The organism is Celeribacter baekdonensis B30 (assembly GCF_000299875.1).
Taxonomy (GTDB): domain Bacteria; phylum Pseudomonadota; class Alphaproteobacteria; order Rhodobacterales; family Rhodobacteraceae; genus Celeribacter; species Celeribacter baekdonensis_A.
This window is the reverse complement of the sequence record NZ_AMRK01000005.1, coordinates 75,317-93,707: the sequence shown is the minus strand read 5'-3', so window position 1 is coordinate 93,707 and position 18,391 is coordinate 75,317. Positions and strand designations below refer to the sequence as shown.

The 18,391-nt window shown below is 58.0% G+C and carries 22 protein-coding genes; 14 read left to right on the top strand and 8 right to left on the bottom strand.

What is annotated here, in order from left to right; translation table 11 throughout:
- Positions 1-129 precede the first annotated feature (129 nt).
- From B30_RS10535 to miaB, 3 genes are all read right to left on the bottom strand, one after another.
- Positions 130-459 (bottom strand): hypothetical protein, encoded by a 330-nt coding sequence (locus B30_RS10535; RefSeq protein ID WP_009572050.1) that lies wholly within the window; start codon positions 457-459, stop codon positions 130-132.
- 11 nt (positions 460-470) lie between these two features.
- Positions 471-1,040 (bottom strand): OmpA family protein, encoded by a 570-nt coding sequence (locus tag B30_RS10530; RefSeq protein WP_009572049.1) that lies wholly within the window; start codon positions 1,038-1,040, stop codon positions 471-473.
- 239 nt (positions 1,041-1,279) lie between these two features.
- The gene (miaB, locus tag B30_RS10525) at positions 1,280-2,620 is read right to left on the bottom strand and encodes a tRNA (N6-isopentenyl adenosine(37)-C2)-methylthiotransferase MiaB (protein WP_009572048.1); all 1,341 of its coding nucleotides are present in this window, start codon (positions 2,618-2,620) and stop codon (positions 1,280-1,282) included.
- A 245-nt stretch (positions 2,621-2,865) separates the two neighbouring features.
- Here miaB and B30_RS10520 point away from each other — a divergent pair, with 245 nt between their 5' ends.
- The 3 genes from B30_RS10520 to B30_RS10510 all read left to right on the top strand — a co-directional run bounded on the left by B30_RS10520 (position 2,866) and on the right by B30_RS10510 (position 4,943).
- Positions 2,866-3,729 carry a hypothetical protein gene (locus tag B30_RS10520; RefSeq protein WP_009572047.1) on the top strand — a complete coding sequence of 288 codons (864 nt, stop codon included), beginning with the start codon at positions 2,866-2,868 and terminating at the stop codon, positions 3,727-3,729.
- Positions 3,730-3,903: 174 nt separating this feature from the next.
- Entirely contained in the window at positions 3,904-4,332 is a 429-nt protein-coding gene (locus B30_RS10515; RefSeq protein ID WP_009572046.1) for an FKBP-type peptidyl-prolyl cis-trans isomerase, read from the top strand.
- Positions 4,333-4,439: 107 nt separating this feature from the next.
- Positions 4,440-4,943 carry a hypothetical protein gene (locus B30_RS10510; protein WP_009572045.1) on the top strand — a complete coding sequence of 168 codons (504 nt, stop codon included), beginning with the start codon at positions 4,440-4,442 and terminating at the stop codon, positions 4,941-4,943.
- Here B30_RS10510 and B30_RS10505 read toward each other — a convergent pair.
- The 3 genes from B30_RS10505 to irrA form a co-directional block, all read right to left on the bottom strand.
- Positions 4,921-5,535, bottom strand: a complete 615-nt coding sequence (locus tag B30_RS10505; RefSeq protein ID WP_009572044.1) for a DNA-3-methyladenine glycosylase I — start codon at positions 5,533-5,535, stop codon at positions 4,921-4,923. The two genes, B30_RS10510 and B30_RS10505, sit on opposite strands and share 23 nt — an antisense overlap.
- A 118-nt stretch (positions 5,536-5,653) precedes the next feature.
- The gene (locus B30_RS10500) at positions 5,654-6,004 is read right to left on the bottom strand and encodes a hypothetical protein (RefSeq protein WP_009572043.1); all 351 of its coding nucleotides are present in this window, start codon (positions 6,002-6,004) and stop codon (positions 5,654-5,656) included.
- A gap of 47 nt (positions 6,005-6,051) precedes the next feature.
- On the bottom strand, positions 6,052-6,492 hold the full coding sequence (gene irrA / locus B30_RS10495; protein WP_009572042.1) for an iron response transcriptional regulator IrrA: 441 nt from the start codon (positions 6,490-6,492) through the stop codon (positions 6,052-6,054).
- A 279-nt stretch (positions 6,493-6,771) separates the two neighbouring features.
- Between irrA and fabA the strand changes: the two genes are divergently transcribed.
- Both fabA and fabB read left to right on the top strand, forming a co-directional pair.
- Positions 6,772-7,281: a bifunctional 3-hydroxydecanoyl-ACP dehydratase/trans-2-decenoyl-ACP isomerase gene (fabA, locus tag B30_RS10490; protein ID WP_009572041.1), complete on the top strand. Its 510-nt coding sequence runs from the start codon at positions 6,772-6,774 to the stop codon at positions 7,279-7,281.
- A gap of 44 nt (positions 7,282-7,325) precedes the next feature.
- The gene (gene fabB, locus B30_RS10485; protein WP_009572040.1) at positions 7,326-8,555 is read left to right on the top strand and encodes a beta-ketoacyl-ACP synthase I; all 1,230 of its coding nucleotides are present in this window, start codon (positions 7,326-7,328) and stop codon (positions 8,553-8,555) included.
- Positions 8,556-8,674: 119 nt separating this feature from the next.
- Here the strand turns inward: fabB and B30_RS10480 are convergent, their stop codons facing one another.
- Complete coding sequence (locus B30_RS10480) at positions 8,675-9,007, bottom strand: glyoxalase/bleomycin resistance/dioxygenase family protein (protein ID WP_009572039.1); 333 nt, start codon at positions 9,005-9,007, stop codon at positions 8,675-8,677.
- A gap of 204 nt (positions 9,008-9,211) precedes the next feature.
- Between B30_RS10480 and B30_RS10475 the strand changes: the two genes are divergently transcribed.
- Both B30_RS10475 and B30_RS10470 read left to right on the top strand, forming a co-directional pair.
- A complete protein-coding gene (locus B30_RS10475) occupies positions 9,212-10,000 on the top strand; it encodes an enoyl-ACP reductase FabI (RefSeq protein ID WP_009572038.1) in 789 nt (262 codons plus the stop codon).
- A 151-nt stretch (positions 10,001-10,151) separates the two neighbouring features.
- Positions 10,152-11,729, top strand: coding sequence for a GMC family oxidoreductase (locus tag B30_RS10470; RefSeq protein WP_009572037.1), 1,578 nt, complete (start codon positions 10,152-10,154; stop codon positions 11,727-11,729).
- Positions 11,730-11,733: 4 nt separating this feature from the next.
- Here the strand turns inward: B30_RS10470 and B30_RS10465 are convergent, their stop codons facing one another.
- Positions 11,734-12,354: a hypothetical protein gene (locus tag B30_RS10465; RefSeq protein ID WP_009572036.1), complete on the bottom strand. Its 621-nt coding sequence runs from the start codon at positions 12,352-12,354 to the stop codon at positions 11,734-11,736.
- Between the two features lie 255 nt (positions 12,355-12,609).
- On the opposite strand from B30_RS10465, the gene B30_RS10460 reads away from it, so the two are divergent.
- From B30_RS10460 to B30_RS10430, 7 genes are all read left to right on the top strand, one after another.
- Positions 12,610-13,389: a stage IV sporulation protein FB gene (locus tag B30_RS10460; protein ID WP_009572035.1), complete on the top strand. Its 780-nt coding sequence runs from the start codon at positions 12,610-12,612 to the stop codon at positions 13,387-13,389.
- Positions 13,390-13,460: 71 nt separating this feature from the next.
- Positions 13,461-14,150, top strand: coding sequence for a haloacid dehalogenase type II (locus B30_RS10455; RefSeq protein WP_009572034.1), 690 nt, complete (start codon positions 13,461-13,463; stop codon positions 14,148-14,150).
- Positions 14,143-14,982 carry an alpha/beta fold hydrolase gene (locus B30_RS10450; protein ID WP_009572033.1) on the top strand — a complete coding sequence of 280 codons (840 nt, stop codon included), beginning with the start codon at positions 14,143-14,145 and terminating at the stop codon, positions 14,980-14,982. The genes B30_RS10455 and B30_RS10450 overlap by 8 nt, the downstream gene beginning before the upstream one ends.
- A gap of 53 nt (positions 14,983-15,035) precedes the next feature.
- Positions 15,036-15,821 carry a 3-oxoadipate enol-lactonase gene (gene pcaD / locus B30_RS10445; RefSeq protein WP_009572032.1) on the top strand — a complete coding sequence of 262 codons (786 nt, stop codon included), beginning with the start codon at positions 15,036-15,038 and terminating at the stop codon, positions 15,819-15,821.
- A complete protein-coding gene (locus tag B30_RS10440; RefSeq protein WP_009572031.1) occupies positions 15,814-16,560 on the top strand; it encodes an alpha/beta fold hydrolase in 747 nt (248 codons plus the stop codon). The genes pcaD and B30_RS10440 overlap by 8 nt, the downstream gene beginning before the upstream one ends.
- A 52-nt stretch (positions 16,561-16,612) precedes the next feature.
- The gene (locus B30_RS10435; protein ID WP_009572030.1) at positions 16,613-17,824 is read left to right on the top strand and encodes a TCR/Tet family MFS transporter; all 1,212 of its coding nucleotides are present in this window, start codon (positions 16,613-16,615) and stop codon (positions 17,822-17,824) included.
- A 92-nt stretch (positions 17,825-17,916) separates the two neighbouring features.
- Positions 17,917-18,129 carry a hypothetical protein gene (locus B30_RS10430; RefSeq protein WP_009572029.1) on the top strand — a complete coding sequence of 71 codons (213 nt, stop codon included), beginning with the start codon at positions 17,917-17,919 and terminating at the stop codon, positions 18,127-18,129.
- The last annotated feature ends 262 nt before the right edge of the window (positions 18,130-18,391 follow it).

Here is an 18,391-nt window from a genome sequence, read left to right as displayed (position 1 = left end):
ACACAAAATCTTCGCATTAGGCCCGGCGGAACCGCGCCCAAAAAACATGCCTGCGCCCAAAAAACATGCAAAAGAAAAGCGGCCACCCCGTATAGGATGGCCGCCATAGATTTTAAATTTTTAGAGGCTTTAGATCGGGTCGCCAAACTTGGAGCCATCTTTATACGGGCCAACGGCTGTGTTAGGCGACGCAATGCCGGAACAGACCGGTTTGCCGTATTTGTCGACGCGTGCGCTCAAATACCCTTCGACACCATCATCGATGATCCAGTGATCACAGCCCTGCGGGTCGATCCAAATCCCGGCCTGAAGCTGCGACAGGTGTTTGCTGTCAAAGCCGCGGTCGACGGTTTTGTCTTTCTTATGGGATTCGTACCCCATGTTGCCAAGGGCAGCTTCCGTACAGGCGGATGTCGCGCCCAAAAGGCCGAGAAGGGCGATTGCTTTCAGTGCTTTCATCGGTCCACTCCTCACTTGATACAGATGATTTCGACGCGGCGGTTTTTCTGCATCCCGGCAGCCGTCGCATTCGAGGCCGCAGGCATACGCTCGCCGTAGCCACGCACATCCGCGATACGCGCGCCGGTGCTTTGGGCGATTTTTGCCACAGCATTGGCGCGGTTGTAGGAGAGTTTCATATTATACTCATCCGAGGCACGGCTGTCGGTGTGACCAATGATGATATAGGCGGTGGCCCCCGCCTGAGCAAAGAAATCGGTCAGACGTTTGCGGCCCGATGCTGAAATAGTGTAGCGGTCGGTGGCAAACAACTGATCCGAATTCATCACCGCACAGGCCTGAACCGGATGACAGGTTGGAATGCCCTGACGATCGACTTTGAGGTCCATATAGCCCTCAACGCCATCGTCCATGACCCAATGCTCACAGCCATCCGGGTCAATCCAGATTGTCGGCGCATAGCGTTCGCCGTTGACCACACCTGAGATCATTTGCGCCTGAGCGGCAGTGCTGAGCGAGAGCCCGGCGATGGCAGCACAGGCCATCACCGCCCGCCCTTTTTCAAGAAATGCGTTGATCACGTCTTTCGTCCCCCAATGGTCCCGTTTTCGGGCCAATTTAACCCCACCCGAGCGGCACTTTGGTTGCCGCGCGTTATTCACCATAAATATGTCTAAATGATAGCAAACTTCGTTGGTTTGTGAAGGAAAAATACCATATATTGTATCTTCGCCCGCAACGAAGCGTGCATTTTTTGGCGATTGTTGCGCACATGGTGCGCCACGCGCCAAAAAAACTATCGTAACGTCAACGGCTTGGCTTAACCAAGAACAACACCGGACAAAGAATTGGTCCGACTCTCGATGATTCTCACCCGGCGCATCTCACCGATTTGCACCGTTGGGTCGGTGACATGGACCGCGTGAAGATACTCGGATTTGCCGCCCATTTGATCGGCCTGCCGTCCGGTTTTCTCAAACAAAACCGACACATCGCGGCCAATCATCGCGTCTTGGAACGCGCGTTGCTGCTGTGTGATCAGCTCTTGCAGGCGCTGAAGCCGCTCTGAGGCGACATCGAAATCGACCATCTTATCGCCCTTCTCAGCGGCGGGCGTACCGGGGCGCGGCGAGTATTTGAACGAATAGGCAGAGGCGTAATTGACCTCGCGCACCAGATCCATCGTTGCCTCAAAATCCGCATCCGTCTCACCGGGGAAGCCAACGATAAAATCGCCAGACAGCGCGATGTCCGGCCGCGCCGCGCGGATGCGCTCGATCAGGTGTAAATACGACTCTGCCGTGTGCTTGCGGTTCATCGCCTTGAGGATTTTATCCGAACCCGATTGCACCGGCAAATGCAGGTAAGGCATCAATTTTTCGCAATCGCCATGGGCGGCGATCAGGTCGTCTTCCATGTCATTCGGGTGGCTCGTGGTAAACCGAATGCGCTCCAATCCATCGACCTTGGCCAACTCGCGAATGAGCTTGGCCAGCCCCCAAGTCCCGCCCTCGAACGCGCCATGATAGGCGTTCACATTCTGGCCCAAAAGTGTGATCTCGCGCACGCCCCGTTCGACCAGATCGCGCGCCTCGCTCATCACGCGCTCCGCCGGGCGCGACACTTCGGCCCCACGCGTATAGGGCACAACGCAGAAGGCACAGAATTTGTCACAGCCCTCTTGCACCGTCAAAAACGCCGCAGGCGCGCGTTTGGCTTTGGGCCGGGCTTTGAGATGTTCAAACTTGTCCTCTTCGGGGAAATCGGTGTCGAGCGCGGTTTGACCATTCCCGGCTTTCGCCTCCATCTCTGGCAGGCGGTGATAGGATTGCGGCCCCACCACCAGATCGACCATCGGCTGCCGTCGCATGATCTCCGCGCCCTCGGCCTGTGCCACACACCCGGCCACGCCGATTTTCAAATCGGGATTGGCGATCTTGAGGTCTTTGTAGCGCCCCAATTCGGAATAGACTTTTTCCGCCGCCTTCTCGCGAATGTGGCAGGTGTTCAACAGGATCATGTCCGCCTCTTCCGGGCTCGACACTTCGACATAGCCCGAGCCGCCAAGGCTTTCGGCCATGCGTTCGCTGTCATAGACATTCATCTGACAACCATAGGTCTTGATATAGAGCTTTTTGGTGTTGGCTTTTGTGTCAGACATGACCTTGGGTCCAGGATGATTGGGGAATTTAAGTCGCCTCTCTAGCCCATGAGGGGTGCGGGAGCAAACGGGTTTGTGGGTTGTGGGCGTAGGATCATGCGCCTGACAGGTGCGACCGATCTGCCGCCCTGTCGCGACAACCGCCCAAACTGTTTCCTCAATCCTTGCAATCCCCTCTTCTTCATGGCTTTTTTACTGCTATCGGGGACAGTCACACACACCGCCACCCCGAATAGGGACAGTTTATGCGTTACGATAGCCTCGACACTTTTCTTTCCGATGGCAAAGAGGCCCTGATCAAAGGGCCGGTCGCGATGGTCTTTGCCGAAGATCTGGTCGAGGTGGACACGACCCTGCGCCATCATATCACGCTTGGGTTCAAAGCCGTGCTGTTGTTTGCGCCCGATGAGCTGACGCTGCCTGAGGGGCTTGAGCTACAAATTCACCGCATCCGCTACGCCACCCGCGCGCCCAATATGCTGACCCAAGCGGTCAATCGCCTCATCGCGGCGGCGCCGGGGATTTGGATGTATTATTGCTACAACGCCGAATACCTGTTTTTCCCGTTTTGCGAGACCCGCAGTATCACCGACATGCTGACCTTCCACACCGAGGAACGCCGCGGCGGGATGTTGACCTATGTGGTGGATCTGTATGCGGGTGATTTGCATGACGCGCCCAATGCGGTCTCGCTCGAAGATGCCTGTCTCGACAAATCCGGCTATTACGCTTTGGGCCGCATGGACGCCGCAGGTCATCCAAAAGAACGCCAACTCGACTTTTTCGGCGGGCTGCGCTGGCGGTTTGAGGAACATATTCCCGCCAACCGCCGTCACATCGACAGGATCGCAATCTTCAAAGCGAAAAAAGGCCTCACCCTGTCGGAAACCCACCTGTTCAACGAGGAAGAATACAACACCTACGCCTGCCCCTGGCACCATAATCTCACAGCGACCATCGTGTCCTTTCGCACCGCCAAGGCGCTCAAAACCAACTCCGGCTCGACCTATGACATCGACAGTTTTCGTTGGCACAATTCGACCGAATTCGAATGGCACAGCCAACAGTTGCTCGATCTGGGCCTGATGGAGCCGGGACAGTGGTTTTAATGGGGTTTTAACGGGATTTTAGCCGCTTTGGCGACGGAACCCACCCTTTACATCTGCTTCAAAGCCCTTATCTTGAGCCGCAATCGACGAGCACCCGCGCCCAACAGGACCAAAGCGGCCTCAAAATTCACCCGAAATCGCCCAAAATCCACCCGAAATTAAAAGAGTTTTCTGATGTCCGAAGTCAAATCCGGCGACAAAGTTCGCATTCACTACACAGGCACCCTCAAAGACGGCACCGTGTTCGACAGCTCGGCGGGTCGTGATCCGCTTGAGTTCGAAGTTGGGTCCGGCCAAATCATCCCCGGCATGGACAAGCACCTTCCGGGCATGACCGTGGGCGAGAAAAAAACCATCGTCGCCGTGGCAGACGAGGCCTATGGCCCGCGCCATGACGACGCGCAACAACCGGTGCCGCGCGCCCAAATCCCGGCGGAAATCCCGCTCGAAGTTGGTCTGCAACTTCAGATGCAAAGCCCGCAAGGCCAAGTGATCCCGGTCACCGTGGTCTCCGTCACCGACGAAGAGGTCATTCTGGACGCAAACCACCGTTTGGCCGGCGAAGACCTGACCTTTGACATTGAACTGGTCGAAATCGTCTGAAGTCGGCTGAGTATTTTCGCAGCAATGAAGATCAAAGAATGGACAAGGCGGCACCCGCGTGCCGCCTTTTTCGTTGAATTGGCGCGGCTTTAGCGTCAAATGGCGGCATGGGAAAACCGGATCTCTTTTCTGCAGACTGTAGCCGCTGCGCCGCGCTGTGCTGTATGGCCTTGGCCTTTGATCGCGGCGATCATTTTGACCATGACAAAGCGGCAGGTGTGGGCTGTCACAACCTTGCGGGGTTTACCTGTGGCATTCATGGCGATCTGGCGGAGCGCGGCTATTCCGGCTGTATCGCCTTTGATTGCCTAGGGGCCGGGCAACGGGTCACAGAGCTGTTTGAACACGATTGGCGCAGTGACCCGTCCCTGACCGGGCCGATGATCGAAGCGTTTCGCAGGATGCGCGAGGTGCAGGAATTGCGCCAGCTTTTGGCGGCAGCGGCCACCCTGCCCCTCACGGATGCGATAGATGACAGGCGGCTCGACATTTTGGACCAGCTTGCGGATGCGGCGGGCGATCTGGACCGTCTCGAAGAGGTGGACCCGCGCGCCATCCGGGGCTGGCTGCGCGGATTGGCGGAGGTGATCACCCCTGTGGCGGAGGCGTAAACGCCGCACGTTTTTGATCCGCGATCTCGCGATGCACACAGCCCGTCGCGTGATCGTTGATCATTCCCATCGCCTGCATGAAGGCAAAACAGGTGGTCGGGCCGACAAAGTTCCAGCCGCGTTTTTTCAGGTCTTTCGAAAGCCGTTTTGAGGTCTCCGAAATCGACGCCGTTTGCGGTGCGCCGTGTTCGTCAGGCATGGGTTCAAAGGACCAAAAATAGGCAGCAAGCGAGCCTTCGTTCGCCACCATCTCGACCGCGCGGGCGGCGTTGTTGATCGTCGCATTGATTTTGCCACGGTGGCGCACGATGCCTGCATCGGCCAAGAGCCGAGTCACATCCGCCTCACCAAACTGCGCGACTTTGTGAAAATCAAACCCGGCGAAAGCGGCGCGAAACCCTTCGCGTTTGCGCAAAATCGTCCACCAAGACAGGCCGGATTGAAACCCCTCAAGGCAAATTTTCTCAAACAAACGGATGTCATCGGAAACCGGATAGCCCCATTCTTCGTCATGATAGCGAATATATTCGGGATCACTGGCGCACCATGCGCAGCGCGATTGACCATCAGGTCCGGTAAAAAGCTGTGTCACATCGGTCTCCTAAAACGAGTTGCCCCCAAGCATAGAGGGGACCGTGAAATGCCGTGCATGGCCGAAACCTGTCCGCGTTTTGGGACAAACTCAAGCCCCAACAGCCCACTGAGACGCTTTATTTTTGCGGATAGGCGTCCCAAAACGTCTGTGGTGCCTGCCCCGGATTGGAGACACAGACCACCTGATCCGCTTCAAAGGCGTAGCGCGCCAAAAACACCGTCAAATCGGCGGAATAGGCGTAATCCTGGACCGAAACCACCGCCACCTCAGTGGCGCTTTCGCAACTGCCGGAAACGAACCAGACTTGATCAGCGGAATATTGGAGGTCGGTGAAATAGATCGTAAATTCGCCGGGTGTGGTGAGCGTTTCGAATTGAATCGGAACCGCACCTTGCGCCCATAGCGCCATTGGCACCACCGGCATACACAACGTCACGACGCCTGCGCAGATCGAAAATAAGCGCATAAAAACAAGCCTATTCAATAGAATCGCCCGATAGCCCGGCACAGCGGTCAGTGCGAACTCTGAAGTTTGGGGCGTAGACGGATCACCACATCAACAGAGGCGATTTCCATGCCTTCGGGAGCTTTGGGCAGGCGCGCGATTTTTAATTCATCGCTGGGCGCATCGGTCAATGCGCCCTGATCTTCCCAAAAGAAATGCGGGTGCTCATTCATATTGGTGTCAAAATAGGAGCGCGACCCATCAACGGTCACCTCCTGCATCAATCCCGCCTGACAAAACGCCCGCAGCGTGTTGTAGACCGTCGCCAAAGACACTTTTTCGCCCGCATCGCGCGCAGCGGCAAACAGGCTTTCGGCGGTGACATGACGATCATGGCCATCGCCGACCAACAACGTTGCCAAAGCCACCCGTTGACGGGTCGGTCGCACCCCCGCCTCACACAGCCACGCCTCACCGCGACGCGGGTCGCGCTTTGTCTTGTCTTGCATTGCCTGGCACGTCGGCTCGGGGGCTGGGGACTGGGTCATCGGGGTCCGTTTCGTTGGTATAAGTGCCAATATAAGGCGATGGCGGGGTTAAATTCAAATGAAAATAGATCGCAACAAGGAACGGCCAGCCGTGATCAGGCGTCGTTTCGGTTCAGCTCGGTTGATTTTCACCCGCTCCCGCCCATCCGACTTTGGCCGCTCTTGCGCCTTGCGTGGTTGGGGGGCGGGGTGATAGAGGGGATGCGACTTTGAAAGATTGCAGGAAGGCAAGGGTTCTATATGGCCGAGTATCCCACGAGTTTCACCAAGGAAGATCTGCTTAAATGTGCGGCGGGCGAATTGTTCGGCCCCGGCAATGCGCAGCTTCCCGCCCCGCCCATGTTGATGATGGACCGGATCACCGAGATTTCGGGTGACGGGGGCGCACATGGCAAAGGTCATGTTGTGGCGGAATTCGACATCACGCCGGACCTTTGGTTCTTTGAATGCCACTTCCCCGGCAACCCGATCATGCCCGGCTGTCTGGGCCTTGATGGTCTGTGGCAACTCACCGGATTTAACCTTGGCTGGCGCGGCTGGCAGGGGCGCGGTTATGCGCTTGGCGTGGGTGAGGTGAAACTCACCGGCATGGTGCGGCCGGATCGTAAGATGCTGACCTATAAAATTGATTTCACCAAAGCGATCCAAACCCGCCGCCTGACCATGGGTGTTGCGGACGGGATCGTCGAGGCCGATGGCGAAGTGATTTACATCGTCAAAGACATGAAAGTCGCGCTCTCCGAGAGCTGATCCCAAAGCGGATCGAAATGAACACCACAGGGAAGGAACACGCCATGCGTCGCGTCGTCGTCACAGGTCTCGGGGTTGTCTCCTCGATCGGCAATAATTCTGAGGAAGTGCTGGCCTCTCTCAAGGCGGGCACCTCCGGCATCACTGCCAATGAAGACATGAAAGAGTATGGGTTCCGTAGCCAAATCGCCGGGAACATCAAACTCGACATCAAAGATCACGTCGAAAAACGTGCCTTGCGGTTCATGGGTCCGGGGGCGGCCTATGCCTCCATCGCCATGGACCAAGCGATCAAGGACTCGGGCCTTGAGGAAAAAGACGTGATCAACGTGCGCACCGGCTTGATTGCCGGTTCGGGTGGCCCGTCCACCTCCGCCATGTTCACCGCGCATCAATCCGTCTTGGCCACAAAAGCCACCAAACGCGTTGGGCCGTTTGCGGTGCCAAAATGCATGGGGTCAACGATTTCCGCCAACTTGGCGACCGCCTATCAGATCAAGGGCATCAACTATTCGATCACCTCGGCCTGTTCGACCTCGCTGCACTGCATCGGTGCGGCGTCTGAACAGATCATGATGGGCAAACAGGACGTGATGTTTGCCGGTGGTGGCGAAGAATTGGATTGGACCCTGTCCTGCCTGTTTGATGCGATGGGCGCGATGTCCTCAAAGTTCAACGACACACCGACCAAAGCCTCGCGCGCCTTTGATGCCAACCGCGATGGATTCGTGATCTCCGGCGGCGGCGCGATTTTGGTGCTCGAAGAGTTGGAACATGCCAAAGCGCGCGGCGCGAAAATCTATGCCGAAGTGACCGGCTTTGCCGCCACCTCGGATGGCGCGGACATGGTGGCCCCCTCTGGTGAGGGCGGTGAACGCGCGATGCGGCTTGCCCTCTCGACCTTGCCTGAGGGTCGCAAAGTCGGCTATATCAACGCCCACGGCACATCGACCCCGGTCGGTGACGTTGGCGAAGTCGAGGCCGTGCGCCGGGTCTTTGGCGAAGGCAACACTCCGGTGATTTCCTCGACCAAATCCATGACCGGCCACTCCCAAGGCGCCACCGGCGCACAGGAAGCGGTCTATTGCCTCTTGGCGCTGCAACATGATTTCATCATTCCGTCGATCAACGTCGAGACGCTTGATCCGGCGATCCACGCCAATGAAATCGCCACAACTCTGGTGGAGAACGCAGGGCTTGATACCGTCATGACCAACTCCTTTGGCTTTGGCGGCACGAACGGGTCTATGTTGTTGTCGAAATACCGCGACTGATCTGGTTTCAGGGTATGATTTTGAACGGCCACGTTTTACGAGCGTGGCCGTTTTGCTTTGTGCGCGGCTGGACCGAGAATTGCCAAGGTCGGCACTGAGTCCAACCTGCCGAACTGGGACTATTCGTTGCGAACCAAAAGGATCACGCCTGCCGGGTCAGACGTCCAATGACCATTCACATCATCCAGCGGTTCCAACTCGTCGCGGACTGGACTTCCCAATGTTTCGATAGCCTTGTCGGGATCGTCAGTGAAGAGTTCCAGCCAGATGTCCACTTGGCTCTGCTGTTCAACTCTATCTATCCATAAAGTCATATTACCAAAAGAAAAGCCGATGCTGTTCTTGAGTTCTTTAGTAACCTTCAGACCAACGCGGTCGCGGTAGTAGGCTACCGTTTCTTCCCACTTATGGAGTGGCACTTTGATTGCAATGTTCTTGCCGGGTTCAATCATAGATCAATCTTTCATGTTGGTCATGCCTTTGGTTTCAGTGTAGCACATCCGATCAGGCTGGGGGTAATCGCAACGATAGCTTCGTGCGCACAGCCGCACTCGGGTCTCATTGCCGAGACGCCTCCATTCCACAAACACCTCAAAAACTTGACCTAGCGTCGCAAAACGGTCAAATACCGGCAAAGCAAAAAGGGCATTTCATCCATGGCAGATCTTCTTAAAGGCAAACGCGGGCTTATCATGGGCGTCGCCAACGAACGTTCCATCGCATGGGGCATCGCCAAAGCCTGTGCCGCCGAGGGCGCGGAGCTTGCGTTTACCTACCAAGGCGAGGCCTTTGGCAAACGGCTGCAACCGCTGGCTGAAAGCGTGGGTTCGGACACGATGGTCGACGTCGACGTCACCAACCCGGAGCAGATGGACGAGGCTTTCGCGGCGCTGAAAGCCAAATGGGGCAGCCTTGATTTTGTCGTGCATGCCATCGCCTATTCCAACAAAGACGAACTCACCGGCCGGTTCCGCGACACCTCTGTCGAAAACTTCAAAAACTCGCTGCATATCTCGTGCTACAGCTTCATCGACGTCGCCAAACGCGCCTCCGAAATGATGCCCAATGGCGGCACTTTGATGACGCTGACCTTTGAAGGCTCCAACAAAGTTGTGCCCAATTACAACGTGATGGGCGTGGCGAAAGCGGCGCTCGAAAGCTCGATCCGCTACCTCGCCAATGACCTCGGCCCCGAGGGCATCCGCGTCAACGGCATCTCGCCGGGTCCGATGAAAACGCTGGCTGGCTCCGCCATCGGTGGCGCGCGCCGCACCTATAAACACGCCGAACAAAACGCGCCGCTGTTGTCGAATGCAACGCTTGAGGCCGTGGGCGGCACCGCCGTCTACCTCGCCTCCGATGTGGGCGCGTATACAACCGGTGAAATCATCCGCGTTGATGGCGGCTATCACATCATGGGCATGCCCCGGATTGAAAATCTCTGATCCGATCCAGATTGCCACAGCTCCAAGCCCCGCCCCCGTGCGGGGCTTTTCTTTAAGTATTTGTATCACGGGTAAAGCCACGGATGTGACGCGACGTCTCACCTGACAGGCCGCACGGCTGATGTAGCCTCTCCTCAAGGGAGAGAGCAGCATGTTTGATTATATCATTGTGGGTGCGGGGTCTGCGGGATGCGTGTTGGCCAATCGCCTGTCGGACGATCCAAGCAAACGGGTTTGTTTGATCGAAGCCGGGGGCAAGGATCGCTCCCCCTTCATTCATGTTCCTTTGGGGCTGGCGGTTTTGGCGCGCCTCAAAGGCTATAATTGGAATGATCACACCGCCCCGGACCCAAACCTGAACCACCGCCGCCTGTTCTGGCCGCGCGGACGGGTTTTGGGCGGGTCGTCTTCGATCAATGCGATGATCTATATGCGTGGCCACCCGGAGGATTACCGGGCTTGGGCGCGGGCGGCAGGTGCAGCGTGGGATTGGCCGCGCGCGTTTGAGCTGTTCAAGCGCTTGGAAGGCAATACACAGATTTCGGACGCGTATCATGGCACCGACGGGCCGCTTTCCGTCTCAGATCTGCGCAGTCCAAACCCGTTGTCACACGCCTTTGTACGAGCCGGTGTTGAGGCAGGGTTTGCAGAGCAGCGCGATTTTAATGGCGCGGATCAGGAGGGCGTGGGCCTGTTCCAAGTCACTCAGAAAGACGGAAAGCGATTTTCAACCGCGCGGGCGTTTTTGGATCCGGTGCGCCACCGGCCCAATTTAACGATCTTGACCGGGGAACAGGTCTCGCGGGTGCTGTTCAAGGGTACAGAGGCCCATGGCGTTGCGCTGCGGGATCGTGAGATTGTGCTCGATCCCGGCGGCGAGGTGATCCTCAGTGCCGGGGCGATCAAGTCACCGCATCTGTTGATGTTGTCTGGCATCGGGCCGGGCGAGATGTTGCGCGCGCAGGGGATCGAAGTGCGGCATGATGCGCCCGAGGTGGGCGAAAATCTGGCCGATCATCTCGACATCACCGTGATGTCCGCCGCCCGCAATCGCCTGCCGATTGGCATTGCGCCCACCTACCTGCCCCGCGCCCTACGCGCCGCTTGGGACTTTGCCCGCAGACGTCGCGGGGAACTGACCTCGAATGTCGCCGAAGCCGGGGGGTTTGTGCGCTCGGGTCCCGATCAGCCGCGCCCCAACCTGCAATTCCATTTTATCCCGGCCTATCTGCGCGATCATGGGCGCAAGACCTCCCTTGGCTACGGCATGACGTTGCATGTCTGCGACCTTTTGCCAAAATCGCGTGGGCGGATCACTTTGGCCTCCAATGATCCAAGGGCCGCGCCGATGATTGAAGCGGGCTATCTAAGTCACCCCGAGGATGTGGTAACGCTTTTATCCGGCCTCAAAATCGCCCGCTCGGTGATGGCCGCGCCCGCCCTCGCATGCCATATCGCATCCGAGGTTCTACCTGGTGCGTCTCTGCAAAGCGACGAAGCGCTCATCGCGGATATTCGTGCCCGCTCAGAGACGATCTATCACCCGGTCGGCACCTGTCGCATGGGGATGGACGAAAACTCCGTGGTAGACCCACAAGGGCGGGTGCGCGGCGTATCTGGGCTGCGTGTGGTGGATGCCTCGATCATGCCGCAGATCATCGCGGGCAACACCAATGCGCCCACGATGATGATCGCAGAAAACGTGGCGGGCATGATGCTTCGGCCTTGATCCTTTAGTGACACCCCCCCGTGCCACAACCACTACAATCCTCGCAGGCACGGGCTTTGCCTTTCATTTCAATGAATTTTTCGTCCCAAGCCTCGCCATCACCGAACTCCAAAAAATTCTGATACTGCTCGTGACGATCGGGCAGATGGCTGGCGTGTTTGATCGGGCACCAGTAATATTCGGTGCGCCCGGCGACTTCTCGGACATAGGCCAAAAGCCCGTTGCCATAGCCGCAATAAACGCAATTGAGCTTTTGCATAAAGTTCAGATAGGTCAGTTTGTGCCGATCCACGGCGATGTATTTTTTGCGTTCAACTTTTGGCAAGCCATAGATTGGGAAACAGATCGCCTGATAGACGGTGACGAAGAGATCAAGGATCACGAAGGGCACGATCAAACTGTAGATGATCGGGGCGGTGATCACCTCCCAGGGGCGGGCGCGGCGGATAAACACCGACAAGCGCACCCGCAAAAGCCGTCCGCGTTTGCGGGCCTCTTCCTCAAACACCACCCGGCCGTTGGTCAGACGATACTGAAACTTTTCACGCGCCGCCAAGGCATCCCGTTCCAATTGATCCTGAAGTTGCCGCAGGGAGTCGCGGAGTTTCTCAACCGTGCTGTTCATCATTATCTCCAAACAGGGGCACCCAAGCTATAGACTTAGCAGGCGGAACGGACAAATCATCCCCTGTTCTGAAATTTTGCATTTTCATGGATTTTTTGACGAATTTGAAAGCATTTTTAAACGTTTTCATTTCAGAAACACAGCGTTGAACGTTGAGTTATCCCCAACCAAACCTGCCATCTGCCACAGTGTCGCCATATTTCCGCCCCATCAAAAACCCAAAGACCAACGCCAAAGGGCCCGCCTCACATCGCTATGACATTCCTTTTCCTCGCCATTCTTTTGGGGATATTTTCCCTGCCTCTGCTCAAAGGGGTGTCACCCAATCAGGGCCGGATGACCACAAGCGGGTTTGATGGCACGGGCGTTGTGATTGGATTTGCATTCACCGTCGCGGTCGCGGCACTGACCTCGCCTTTGCTTGGCATTGGCTTTGTCTTTGCCGCTCTGTTGCATGAGTTGGGGTCCGCACTGGCCTGTCGGATCATCGGCCATGAGGTGGCGCGGGTGCGGCTGATCCCCCTGCCCTTTGTGGCAGCACCTCGCTCGGATCGCCCCTTTGATCACGCGCTTGAGGAAAGCTTTGCCGCGCTCTATGCCCCTGCCTTGGCGATTGTGCCGATGATCCTCGCCTTTGGCCTGTTTCACAGCTTTGCCTTGGCCGCCCCCCTCTTTGCCGATGTCATGCGCAGCACCGCAATCATGTTGGGCACGTTCAATTTCATCATGCTTTTGCCCTTCCTGCCCTTTGGTGGCGGTCGGGTTGTGCGCGCGGTTTCAGATGCGTTTTGGCCGCGTCTCGGGCGTGTCATCACACTGTTCATGACCGCCGCCTTTGCCTCGGCGGCTCTGCGCGATCACTCGGTGGCGATGATGATTCTCGCCGCCGCGGGCGTGCAAAGCCTGTTCCACATCCGCCGCCCCAACCAAAGCCGCCTGACGCCAAATCAGGCGCTTTTGGTGATGGCAAGCTATGCCTTTACCCTGACCGTGCATTTCACCGGCGGGTTCTGGCTTTTGACCGGATTGCTCTGAAACCCGCACCATCTCCTCTTTCCTCAGGGCACGCTCCGTGACAGTCTGAGCCGACGACAAGGGAGGCTCATGTGACCATCACCACCTGTATTTTCGACGCCTATGGCACGTTGTTCGATGTCACCTCCGCCGCCCAGCGCGCCGCGCATGACCCCGAGTTTTCGCGCCTTGCGCAACTGTGGCCCCAACTGGCGCAGGATTGGCGCGCCAAGCAGTTGGAATACAGTTGGCTGCGCGTAATCATGGGGGATCACACGCCGTTTTGGACCGTCACCATGGATGCGCTCGATTGGGCGCTGGCGCGTGCAGGCCTTGAGGATGATCCGCCGTTGCGGGCGCGATTGTTACAGCTTTATCAGGAACTGAGCGCCTACCCAGAGGTACCCATCATGCTGCAAACTCTGAAAGACAAAGGATTTTCCACCGCGATCCTGTCGAACGGCTCGCATGACATGCTCGATGCCGCGGTGTCATCGGCGGGGCTAGACCGCCTGTTGGACGATGTGCTCTCAGTCGACACGGTCGGCATCTTCAAGCCTTCCGATCAGGTGTATCAAATGGTCCCGGATCGGTTCCAATGCGCCCGCGACGAGGTGTTGTTTGTCTCCTCCAATGGCTGGGACATCGCCGGGGCGGCACGGTTTGGCTTTGTCACCGCCTGGGTGAACCGCGCGGCCCTGCCCGTCGACCGGATGCCCGGACAGCCCGCTCATATCCTCTCTGATCTGACCCAAATCCCGGAGATCGCCGCCCATGCCTGAGACCTTCAAAACCTCCGATGGTCTATCGTTGGCCTATGACGTTCAGGGCAAAGGCCCCGCCCTGTTGTGCCTCGCGGGACTGACCCGCAACATGGATGATTTCGAACCTGTGGTGGCGCATTTTGCAAACCGGGCCACGATCATTCGCGTTGATAGTCGCGGGCGCGGGGCGTCGGAGTATGACCCGAATGTCCTCAATTACACGCTACCGCAAGAGGGTGCGGATGCGCTGACCCTTTTGGATCATCTGGGGCTGGACCGCGCGGCCATTCTGGGCACCTCGCGCGGCGGGTTGATTGCCATGGTCTTGGCGATCAGCGCCAAACATCGGCTCTCAGGCGTGTTGCTTAATGACATCGGGCCAGAGATGGATCCGCGCGGGCTGAGCCACATCATGGACTATCTCGGTCGCCGCCCGGCCTACCGTTCGTTTGAAGATGCCGCCGACAAATTGCCCCGCGCTTTGGGAGATCAATTCCGCAATGTCAGCCGGGATCAATGGCTAAGCTATGCGCGGCGGATTTGGACCGAGGGCGAGGAGCGGCTTGAGTTGCGCTATGACCCCAAGCTCAGGGAGGCAATAGAGGCGCAAAGCGTGACCGGGGCCGTACCCGATCTTTGGCCTTTGTTCGAGGCGCTTGACGGGCTGCCCTTGGCGCTGTTGCGGGGTGAAAACTCCACGCTTTTGCCCCGCGCCTGTATGGACAAGATGTGCGCACGCCGTCCGGATATGATCTGCGCCGAAGTCAAGGATCGCGGCCATGTGCCGTTTTTGGATGAGCCTGAAAGCCTTGATGTGATCGCGCGATTTTTGACCCGCCTCCCCCATTGAGACCCACCGCCCCGCCCTCTATGATCTGCCCGCACCCCTAAAGGAGCGATCAGATGCGGGTTGATCTCGGCGACATTACTCTCAACGTGGAAGACGACGGGCCGCGCAGTGGCCCGCCCATCGTGTTCTGTCATGCCTTGGGCACCCATTTGCACCTGTGGGATGACGTCCTGCCGCTTGTGCCCACAGGTCTGCGGATCATCCGCTATGATCTGCGCGGGCATGGGACCTCTGACGTGCCGAAAGGCCCCTATTCGATGGGCGCTTTGGTGCGCGACGCCGAACGGTTGCTGGATCATTTGGCGGTGCGTGATGCGGTGTTTGTCGGCATTTCCATCGGCGGGTTGATCGCGCAGGGCCTGGCGGTCAAACGGCTGGATCAGATTCGTGCGCTGGTGCTGTCCAACACGGCGGCCAAAATCGGTACCCGCTCGGTCTGGGACAAACGCATCGCCGCGATTGAGGCACATGGGCTTGAAAGCATCGTCGCGCCCACGCTTGAACGATGGTTCGCCCCCGGATTTCGCAAAACCGAGGTGGCCAAACGCTGGGGCCAGTCGATTTTGGACACCTCTGTGGAGGGCTATTTGGGGTGCTGTGCCGCGATCGCGGGCACGGATTTTTATACGCCGACCTCGGGCTTACGTCTGTCGTGTTTGGGCATTGGCGGCGGCTATGACGGATCGACCCCCGCCGATTTGATGCGCGAAACTTTGGATGTCATCCCCGGCGCGCGGTTTGAATTGCTGCGGCGTTCCGGGCATTTGCCGCCCGTGGATGCGCCCGAGGCCTTTGCCGCGCTTTTGACGAGATTCTTACAGGAGATCGGCCATGTCTGAGCTGGGCACGTCTGATCCGGTCTTTCTTTTGGTCCACGGCTCCGCCCATGGCGCATGGTGTTGGCGCGATCTGGTCCCGGCGCTCGGCGCGCGCGGGGCCACGGCTCACGCGATGGACCTGCCCTCTCATGGCGATGATCCCACGCCCTATACCGAGGTGACGCTTGATCTCTACCGCGATGCGATCCTCCATAAGATCTCCGAGATCGGCGCGCCGGTGATCCTAGTCGGCCATTCCGCCGGTGGCTATGCGATCACCGCCGCCGCCGAGGCGGCGCCCGAACGCATCGCGCAGTTGATCTATGTGTGTGCCTATGTGCCCGAGGATGGCAAAAGCCTTGGTGACATGCGCCGCAGTGCCCGTGCTCATCCGGTGTTGGCCGCGATTGCAAAAACCCCGGACGGCAAGGCTTTCACCTTTCGCCCTGACACCGTCGAGGCGACGCTGTTTCATGATTGCCCAGCTCAAGCCGTGGCCTATGCCCTGCTGCATCTGGGACCGCAGGCGATCCGCCCGCAAGAAACGCCCCTGACGATCACCGCGCGCTCCACCACCCTGCCGCGCGATTATGTGCTTTGCACGGATGACCGCACCATCCCGCCGGAAGAGCAGGAAAAAATGGTCAAAGACTGGCCTGAGGGCCATGTGCATCGCCTCGCTGCGGGCCATTCCCCCTATTTCTCTCACCCGGACAGCCTGGCGGATCTGCTCATCAAGGCTGTGCGCAAAGACGGATAGACAGCGGCGGCTTTGACGGTCAAAAAGGCGCAGTCTGTGTCAGGGGCCCGTCATGTTGCGTCATCTTCCGATCTTGTTCATCGTGTTCACCGTCTTGATCGACGGCATCGGCATTGGCCTGATCTTTCCGGTCATGCCCGATCTGATCCGTGACGTGACCGGGCGCACCTTGGCCGATGCGGCGCTTTGGGGCGGGGTTTTGGCCACGGGTTATGCCGTCATGCAGTTTCTGTTTGGGCCGATTGTGGGCAATCTGTCGGATCGGTTTGGCCGTAAACCTGTTCTGATCTCAGCGCTGTTCGTGATGATGCTCGATTATCTGGTGATGGCGGTGGCGCATACGATCTGGCTGTTGCTGATCGGGCGGCTGATCGCCGGATTGACTGCGGCGACCCATGCCACGGCCGCCGCCTATATGGCCGATATTTCCGCGCCTGATGAGCGCGAAAAGCGCTTTGGCCTTGTCCATGCGGCGATGGGGGTTGGCTTTGCCGTGGGGCCGATGATTGGCGGGCTTTTGGCCGGAATTGATACGCGCGCGCCGTTTTATGTGGCGGCGGGCATCGCCGGGCTCAACATGGTCTTTGGCCTTTTGGTCATGCCCGAGAGCCTGACCCGCGACAAACGCCGCCCGTTTCATTGGCGCCGCGCCAATCCTTTCGCCGCCTTTCGCGCCATTGGATCACTGTCCGGGGTAAAGCCGCTTTTGCTGGTCTTTGGCCTCTATGAGATGGCCTATTTTGTCTATCCGGCGATCTGGTCGTTTTATGGCGTTGAAAAATTCGGCTTTGACGCCCGGATGATTGGCCTGACCCTCTTTGCCTTTGGCCTCTCCATGGGTCTGGCGCAATCGGTGTTGATCGGACCGCTCGTGAGCCGCTTTGGGGCGTATCGCGTCACCATGGGCGGCATTTTGGCCGACATCGTTGTGTTTGCCACCTTGGGCGTGACCAGTAGCGTGCCGCTGGTGTGGATCGTCACCGTGCTGTCGGGGATTTCCTCGGTCACCATTCCTGCCCTGCAAGGCACGATGAGCCGCGCCACGCCCGACACGCAACAAGGCGAATTACAGGGCGTGATCGGCTCCATCGCCGCCATGGCGACCATCCTCAGCCCCTTGATCATGACCGAAACCTTCGCAGTCTTTTCACGCCCCGGCACGGCACATTACCTGCCCGGCGCGCCGTTTTTGTTGTCGATGGCAATCGTCATCGTGGCCGGGGTCGTGCTGTGGCGCTGGCGGGTGCGGCAAGATGCGGCGTGAGCCAAAGCCCGCTTGGGGATTACTCTCAGCGTGCAAGACCTGACAAAATGCCGATTTTCTGCTAGGCTTTTCGTCCAAGAGGAGGACTTTTGATGACCCACAACACTGTTTTTGACGCCCATCATCGCCACCACGATCCGATGAAAAACCACCGCCTTGTGCAGTTTGCAAAACTGGATCGCACTGCCCGCAGACATCCGATGTGGGATCAGCTCAGCCGCGCGGACCGGCCAGACACGCGGAGCGCGCACACTGCGTCGCGTGTGGTTCACTTCCTGCGCGTGGCGCGTGGACACCGGGCCTAAAGCGACGGTTGAGCGCGCTCAAAACCGCGCCAAAAAGCTCTGCAAAAGGCATTTGCAAAATCGGTTCAATTGATCGGTTTTGCAAATAAATTATCATATATCTGTGCGAATGTGCATAGCGGGGTTGCATCACAAGAATGTGCTGGACCCTCCTTCCATCGAAGGCGTAGATGCGAGAAACATCGGGCGCTGATGGAGGGAGGGGACCCCATTTGCCGTGATACTCCCACATCACGCCCGGAATCCGTGTAAAATGGAGACC

What these genes read in the sequence shown, in the direction of transcription:
- B30_RS10510 (WP_009572045.1), top strand. Translation starts at nt 4,440, where the DNA reads ATGGGAAAACCGGATCTCTTTTCTGCAGACTGTAGCCGCTGCGCCGCG.
- pcaD (WP_009572032.1), top strand. Translation starts at nt 15,036, where the DNA reads ATGCGGGTTGATCTCGGCGACATTACTCTCAACGTGGAAGACGACGGG.
- B30_RS10480 (WP_009572039.1), bottom strand. Translation starts at nt 9,007, where the DNA reads ATGATTGAACCCGGCAAGAACATTGCAATCAAAGTGCCACTCCATAAG.
- B30_RS10535 (WP_009572050.1), bottom strand. Translation starts at nt 459, where the DNA reads ATGAAAGCACTGAAAGCAATCGCCCTTCTCGGCCTTTTGGGCGCGACA.
- fabB (WP_009572040.1), top strand. Translation starts at nt 7,326, where the DNA reads ATGCGTCGCGTCGTCGTCACAGGTCTCGGGGTTGTCTCCTCGATCGGC.
- B30_RS10470 (WP_009572037.1), top strand. Translation starts at nt 10,152, where the DNA reads ATGTTTGATTATATCATTGTGGGTGCGGGGTCTGCGGGATGCGTGTTG.
- B30_RS10440 (WP_009572031.1), top strand. Translation starts at nt 15,814, where the DNA reads ATGTCTGAGCTGGGCACGTCTGATCCGGTCTTTCTTTTGGTCCACGGC.
- B30_RS10435 (WP_009572030.1), top strand. Translation starts at nt 16,613, where the DNA reads ATGTTGCGTCATCTTCCGATCTTGTTCATCGTGTTCACCGTCTTGATC.
- B30_RS10430 (WP_009572029.1), top strand. Translation starts at nt 17,917, where the DNA reads ATGACCCACAACACTGTTTTTGACGCCCATCATCGCCACCACGATCCG.
- fabA (WP_009572041.1), top strand. Translation starts at nt 6,772, where the DNA reads ATGGCCGAGTATCCCACGAGTTTCACCAAGGAAGATCTGCTTAAATGT.
- irrA (WP_009572042.1), bottom strand. Translation starts at nt 6,492, where the DNA reads ATGCAAGACAAGACAAAGCGCGACCCGCGTCGCGGTGAGGCGTGGCTG.
- B30_RS10515 (WP_009572046.1), top strand. Translation starts at nt 3,904, where the DNA reads ATGTCCGAAGTCAAATCCGGCGACAAAGTTCGCATTCACTACACAGGC.
- B30_RS10500 (WP_009572043.1), bottom strand. Translation starts at nt 6,004, where the DNA reads ATGCGCTTATTTTCGATCTGCGCAGGCGTCGTGACGTTGTGTATGCCG.
- B30_RS10450 (WP_009572033.1), top strand. Translation starts at nt 14,143, where the DNA reads ATGCCTGAGACCTTCAAAACCTCCGATGGTCTATCGTTGGCCTATGAC.
- B30_RS10465 (WP_009572036.1), bottom strand. Translation starts at nt 12,354, where the DNA reads ATGAACAGCACGGTTGAGAAACTCCGCGACTCCCTGCGGCAACTTCAG.
- B30_RS10475 (WP_009572038.1), top strand. Translation starts at nt 9,212, where the DNA reads ATGGCAGATCTTCTTAAAGGCAAACGCGGGCTTATCATGGGCGTCGCC.
- miaB (WP_009572048.1), bottom strand. Translation starts at nt 2,620, where the DNA reads ATGTCTGACACAAAAGCCAACACCAAAAAGCTCTATATCAAGACCTAT.
- B30_RS10520 (WP_009572047.1), top strand. Translation starts at nt 2,866, where the DNA reads ATGCGTTACGATAGCCTCGACACTTTTCTTTCCGATGGCAAAGAGGCC.
- B30_RS10460 (WP_009572035.1), top strand. Translation starts at nt 12,610, where the DNA reads ATGACATTCCTTTTCCTCGCCATTCTTTTGGGGATATTTTCCCTGCCT.